The 5,546-nt window shown below is 69.7% G+C and carries 5 protein-coding genes and 1 pseudogene; 4 read left to right on the top strand and 2 right to left on the bottom strand.

The features are described from left to right. Positions 1-91: 91 nt before the first annotated feature. Positions 92-1,444: a peptidase C39 family protein gene (locus tag BFF77_RS30600; protein ID WP_066956539.1), complete on the top strand. Its 1,353-nt coding sequence runs from the start codon at positions 92-94 to the stop codon at positions 1,442-1,444. 164 nt (positions 1,445-1,608) lie between these two features. Further along, positions 1,609-2,292, top strand: a complete 684-nt coding sequence (locus BFF77_RS30595; protein WP_425424448.1) for a TetR/AcrR family transcriptional regulator — start codon at positions 1,609-1,611, stop codon at positions 2,290-2,292. A 142-nt stretch (positions 2,293-2,434) separates the two neighbouring features. Here BFF77_RS30595 and BFF77_RS30590 read toward each other — a convergent pair. Beyond that, positions 2,435-2,839: pseudogene (locus BFF77_RS30590) on the bottom strand (glycosyl hydrolase family 18 protein); the annotation flags it as partial. Positions 2,840-3,168: 329 nt separating this feature from the next. On the opposite strand from BFF77_RS30590, the gene BFF77_RS30585 reads away from it, so the two are divergent. After that, positions 3,169-4,341, top strand: a complete 1,173-nt coding sequence (locus tag BFF77_RS30585; protein WP_066956533.1) for an acyl-CoA dehydrogenase family protein — start codon at positions 3,169-3,171, stop codon at positions 4,339-4,341. A 56-nt stretch (positions 4,342-4,397) separates the two neighbouring features. Here the strand turns inward: BFF77_RS30585 and BFF77_RS30580 are convergent, their stop codons facing one another. Beyond that, positions 4,398-4,796 carry a hypothetical protein gene (locus tag BFF77_RS30580; RefSeq protein WP_066956530.1) on the bottom strand — a complete coding sequence of 133 codons (399 nt, stop codon included), beginning with the start codon at positions 4,794-4,796 and terminating at the stop codon, positions 4,398-4,400. A 204-nt stretch (positions 4,797-5,000) separates the two neighbouring features. Between BFF77_RS30580 and BFF77_RS30575 the strand changes: the two genes are divergently transcribed. Continuing rightward, on the top strand, positions 5,001-5,441 hold the full coding sequence (locus BFF77_RS30575) for an Lrp/AsnC family transcriptional regulator (RefSeq protein ID WP_066956527.1): 441 nt from the start codon (positions 5,001-5,003) through the stop codon (positions 5,439-5,441). Positions 5,442-5,546: the final 105 nt, after the last annotated feature.

Below are 5,546 nucleotides of genomic sequence, written 5' to 3'. Positions count from 1 at the left end.
TCCCCCCTCCGTCCCCCCTTCTCTCTTCTCTCCCCTCTCCATCTCCTTTCTCCCCGTTCTCCGTCTCTCTCCGCCCTCGACCGGAGGTCCCGTGACCAGTTCCGCCTCGCGCCGATCCGTGCTCGCCGCCGCCGGCGCCGGAGCGGTCTCCGCCGCCCCGGCGGCAGCGGCCGGCTCCTCGGCCCCGACCGCTCCCGACCGCGCCGGGCCCCTTGTGGACAATGCCTTCTGGACCTCGTACACGGACTGGCGCTCCGGCGGGCACCAGGGCACCCGGGTCGTGTCCGGCGGCCGGCCCGCACTGGTGATCGGCGCTCCGGTCGGCCGTACGGACTATTCCGATCCGCACACCGGGCGGACCACCACCTGGGAGTACGCGACCTGGACCTCGCCCGTGCACCGCTCGACGGTCCCCGCCACCGAGGTGATCGCCTCCTGGAACGCCACGACCCCGGCGGGCACCTGGCTCCAGATCGAGCTGCGCGGCCGGTACTCCGACGGCACCGACACCCCCTGGTACGTGATGGGCCGCTGGACCGCCGGCGACGGCGCGGACGACATCCGGCGCACCTCCGTCGACGGCCAGAGCGACGGGCGCAGCACCGTCTGGACCGACACCTTCTCGGTGGACGCCCCGGCGGGCGGGCTGCGCCTGGACTCCTACCGGCTGCGGCTCACGCTCCACCGCACTCCCGGCAGCCGGCTCACTCCCGCGGTCCACCGGGTCGGCGCGATGGCCTCGGACATCCCTGACCGGTTCACCGTTCCGGTCTCCGTACCCGGGCTCGCCCGTGAGCTGACCGTGCCGCGCTACTCGCAGAACATCCACTCCGGGCAGTATCCCGAGTACGACAACGGCGGCGAGGCGTGGTGCAGCCCCACCTCCTCGCAGATGATCGTCGAGTACTGGGGACGCAGGCCGAGCGCCGGGGATCTCGCCTGGGTCAACCCGGAGTACGCCGATCCCCAGGTCTGCCACGCGGCCCGGTTCACCTACGACCACCAGTACCAGGGCTGCGGCAACTGGCCGTTCAACGCCGCCTACGCGGCCACCTACCGGGACATGAGCGCGGCCGTCACCCGGCTGGGCTCGCTCACCGAGGTGGAGACCCTGATCCGCGCGGGCATCCCCGTCATCACCTCGCAGTCCTTCCTCAAGGAGGAGCTGACGGGAGCGGGCTACGGCACCTCGGGCCATCTCATGACCGTGATCGGCTTCACGGCCGACGGCGATGTGATCGCCAACGATCCCGCCTCGCCGGACAATCCCGCCGTACGCCGGATCTACCGCCGTGCGGAGTGGGAGACGATCTGGCTCCGCACCAAGCGGTACAACGCCTCCGGCAATGTGGCGTCCGGCACCGGCGGTGTGTGCTACGTCTACTGGCCCGCCGCGCCGTCCACGGCCCAGCGGCGCGCCCTGCGGGCGGTGGGCCTGCTCTGACCGGCCCGGGGACGGCCGGACCCCGGGGGCGGAGACATTCCGCTTCGCCTCCGGGCCACCGGTACCGGGGCGCCGTGGTCACTCCGTGAGACGCCCTGTTCCCTCTGCAATACTGCGGGAAATCTTGCGGGAATCCCGTGGCAGCCGGAGACCAGGACGCGAATGTGAACCGTAGTCAACAGCGGGGCAACTCCGCGCGATCGCAGATGCGGCGCTCCGAACTCATCGCGACCGGCCGGAAGTTGTTCGCCAACACCTCGTACGACGCGCTGTCGATGGACGACATCGCCCAGCACGCCGGGGTCGCCAAGGGCCTGATCTACTACTACTTCAAGAACAAGCGCGGCTACTACCTCGCCATCGTCGAGGACTCGGTCGCCGAACTGGTCACCCTCGCCGCCGCCGGCAGTGCCGAACTGCCGCGTACGGAACGGATCCAGCGCACGGTGGAGGCCTACCTCCGCTTCGCCCAGCAGAACGAGGCCGCGTACCGCACCATCATCACCGGCGGCGTCGGCTTCGACACCCAGGTGCAGGCCATCCGGGACGCCGTGCGCACAGGTCTGGTCATCACACTCGCCGAAGCCGCCTACGGCAGGAGCGACATCCCGCCGATCGCCCGGCTCGCGCTGCTCGGCTGGCTCAGCAGTGTCGAGTGGCTCACGCTGGAGTGGCTGGGCCACCAGGAGCTGACGCTGGAGATTCCGCGCGATCTGCTGGTCCGTATGCTGCGCCACACCCTCAACACGATCGAGGAGTTCGCGCCGGAGTGCCCGGCGCCGCCGCCGGACCTCACCTGGCGCCCCTTCACCGGACGCGAGGAGCAGCCGGAACCGCCGCCGATATGACGCCGGGGACGGGGGCGCAGCGGCCACCCCGCCCCCGGCGAGCCATGTGTTCAGTGCCTGGGCGATGGACTTGATCAGTTCACCGTCGGCCGTGTCGCCGCTCAGCTCCCAGAAGAACGTGCCGCCCAGGCCCTGAGGACCGGCCGCCGAACGACCGGATGACCTTGAGACCGGGATGGAGCGCCTTGAGCTTGCGGAGCTGGTTGAAGCTGCCGCGCAGCGGCTGGTCCCAGGTGTCGGCGACGCCGTCGACGCTCTGGTCGGCGGTGTACGCCTTCTCGTAGTCGGCGTACGAGTCGCCGATGACGCACTTTCCGCCGGTCACATTGCCGAAGGCGTAGTTGATGTGGGTGAGCTTTCCGGCCGAGCCGGAGGTCTCGATGTTCTTGACGTGATAATCGCGGTCGTAGACGCCCCAGTTGGTGAAGTAACCGACGGCCTTGTCGCCTGCCGCTGTGGGGGTGGCGGAGACGGCGGTCCCCTCGGCCGAGGCGCTGCCGGCGATCAGCGCCCGCAACCGGGCACGGGAGAGGTGGAGCCCGAGCATGGAGTCACCTCGTGGGGGAGGAAGATATGAGTGGGGGGAGAGTGACATGAACGCGTTGAGAGGGAACGTTAGAAGGACTAGACCAGTGGGTCAATGGTTCATACCGGGTTCGGCCGTACGGAGGCGCTCCCTGCGACCCGTGACGGAACGCCGCTGATCGGGCATACTCGACGCGCCACAACCGCTGGTCAGCCGCTTCCGTGATCCGGGAGGGCAGCATCGGTTCGGCAGAACCGCCGTCCGGGGGCACCCCCGGACACCAGCCGGCGCCGCCGCCACACCCAGCGCGTGCGACCGCCGTAGCGCCCGACAGGGAGGAGAGCGCCGCCATGCCCGACCGCGCCCCGCGATCGGTGGACAGGCAACTGCCCACCGAGGAGTCCAAGGACCTCGTCGCCCTCGTGCACGACATCATCGAGCGGGAGATCGCCCCCTCGGCCGCCGAGGAGGAGGAAGCGGGGCACTTCCCGCGCCAACTCTTCACCCTGCTCTCCGAGTCCGGCCTGCTCGGCCTTCCCTACGACTCCGTCCACGGCGGCGGGGACCAGCCCTACGAGGTCTACCTCCAGGTACTCGAAGAACTGGCCGCGGCCCGGCTCACCGTCGGCCTCGGCGTCAGCGTGCACTCCCTGGCCTGCCACGCCCTCGCCGGCTACGGCACCAAGGAGCAGCAGGCCGAATACCTTCCCGCCATGCTGAGCGGCGGCCTTCTCGGTGCCTACTGCCTCTCCGAGCCCGCCTCCGGCTCGGACGCCGCCTCACTCCGTACGAGGGCCGTACGGGACGGCGGCGACTGGGTGATCAGCGGCACCAAGGCCTGGATCACGCACGGCGGGATCGCGGACTTCTACACCGTGCTGGCCCGCACCGGCGAGGAGGGCGCCCGGGGCATCACGGCGTTCCTCGTACCGGGCGACGCCCCGGGCCTGAACGCCGCGTCTCCGGAGAAGAAGATGGGCATGAAGGGCTCGCCCACCGCCCAACTCCACTTCGACGGTGTACGGGTGGCCGACGGCCGCCGTATCGGCGAGGAGGGACAGGGCTTCGCGATCGCCCTGTCGGCGCTCGACTCGGGCCGTCTCGGTATCGCCGCGTGCGCCATCGGTCTCGCCCAGGCCGCCCTGGACGAAGCCGTCGAATACGCCACCGGGCGACGGCAGTTCGGCAGGCCCATCGCCGACTTCCAGGGGCTGCGCTTCCTGCTCGCCGACATGGCCACGAGGATCGAGGCGGGACGCGCGCTCTATCTCACCGCCGCCCGGCTCCGCGACGCGGGCAAGCCGTTCTCCCAACAGGCCGCCATGGCCAAGCTGTTCTGCACGGACACCGCGATGCAGGTCGCCGTGGACGCCGTACAGGTCCTCGGCGGCTACGGCTACACCGCGGACTTCCCGGTGGAGCGCTTCATGCGCGAGGCGAAGGTGCTCCAGATCGTCGAGGGCACCAACCAGATCCAGCGCATGGTGATCGCCCGTCATCTCGCGGGCCCGGAAACACGCTGATCCGGCTCCCCGGCGCGCTCTCTGACGCCCCGTCAGCGGACGCGCCGGGGGTCTTCTCAGGCGGCGTGCGGCTGGGCGGCGGGCACCTTGAACGGGCGCGAGCCCGGTCCGCCGACGTGTGAGAACGGCTGCGTCCGCCAGTTGAGCCCCTGAGGGAGCGTCAGCAGCAGCGCGGTGTCCTGCTCCTGTGCCTCGACGGTCTCGTCGGCGGGGCGGGCATCCGACGCCGAACGGCCCGTACCGGCGCAGACGGAGAGCACGAACGGGTTCCACGGAGTGGGGCACAGAGCGTGCTCCGGCAGGACGTCCTCGTCCGCCAGCAGCGCGATCGGCTGCGCACAGTCCGGGCAGACGACCCGGTACATCTCGAAGGTGTCGTAGAAGTCGATGTCGTCGGCGTCGACGAGATCAACGGGCTCCGGTTCGATACGTCCGGCGCGCTTCAGGCTCTGCATGGAGACATTCCCCCTCGGGTGGGCCGACCAGGCACTTGTGGTCTCGACCACAGCAAGCAATTCCCGTCGCGCGAGCCAGGTAACCGTAAGGTCTCGAAGGACCGCGCCGGAGACCTGTGGTTTTCGTCACATGCCGCCCGCAGGTGCCCTTCGGCTGATTTGCCGACTGTGCCTGAAGTGACCTGGGGCAATAGGTTGATCCGCATGGAGGAGCTGGATCGTCAGATCGTGGAGTTGCTCGTCAACGACGGCCGGATGAGCTACACAGACCTGGGCAAGGCCACCGGCCTGTCCACCTCGGCCGTGCATCAGCGCGTACGCAGGCTGGAGCAGCGCGGAGTCATCCGCGGCTACGCGGCGGTCGTCGACCCGGAGGCGGTCGGCCTGCCGCTCACCGCGTTCATCTCGGTGAAACCCTTCGATCCGAGCGCGCCCGACGACATCGCGGAACGGCTCGCGGGAATCCCGGAGATCGAGGCGTGCCACAGTGTGGCGGGGGACGAGAACTACATCCTGAAGGTCCGGGTCCCCACCCCGCTGGAACTGGAACACCTCCTCACCCGCATCCGCTCCCTGGCAGGAGTCTCGACCCGCACCACGGTGGTCCTGTCAACCCCCTACGAGTCGCGCCCGCCTTCTTTTTAGAGGGCTCGGTTCGCCTCCGGGCGCTTTGTGCCCCTGTCGACGGTCGACCGTGCTCGATTCGCTCGTACCTCGCGAACCTACGCGCGCTCTCCCTTTCGACAGCGG

The organism is Streptomyces lushanensis, assembly GCF_001700515.1.
Taxonomy (GTDB): Bacteria; Actinomycetota; Actinomycetes; order Streptomycetales; family Streptomycetaceae; genus Streptomyces; species Streptomyces lushanensis.
The sequence above is the reverse complement of the archived record's forward strand: the minus strand, read 5'-3'. Positions and strand labels throughout refer to the sequence as shown.

Coding starts and splice junctions, on each gene's coding strand:
- BFF77_RS30585 (WP_066956533.1), top strand. CDS start 3,169: ATGCCCGACCGCGCCCCGCGATCGGTGGACAGGCAACTGCCCACCGAG.
- BFF77_RS30580 (WP_066956530.1), bottom strand. CDS start 4,796: ATGCAGAGCCTGAAGCGCGCCGGACGTATCGAACCGGAGCCCGTTGAT.
- BFF77_RS30575 (WP_066956527.1), top strand. CDS start 5,001: ATGGAGGAGCTGGATCGTCAGATCGTGGAGTTGCTCGTCAACGACGGC.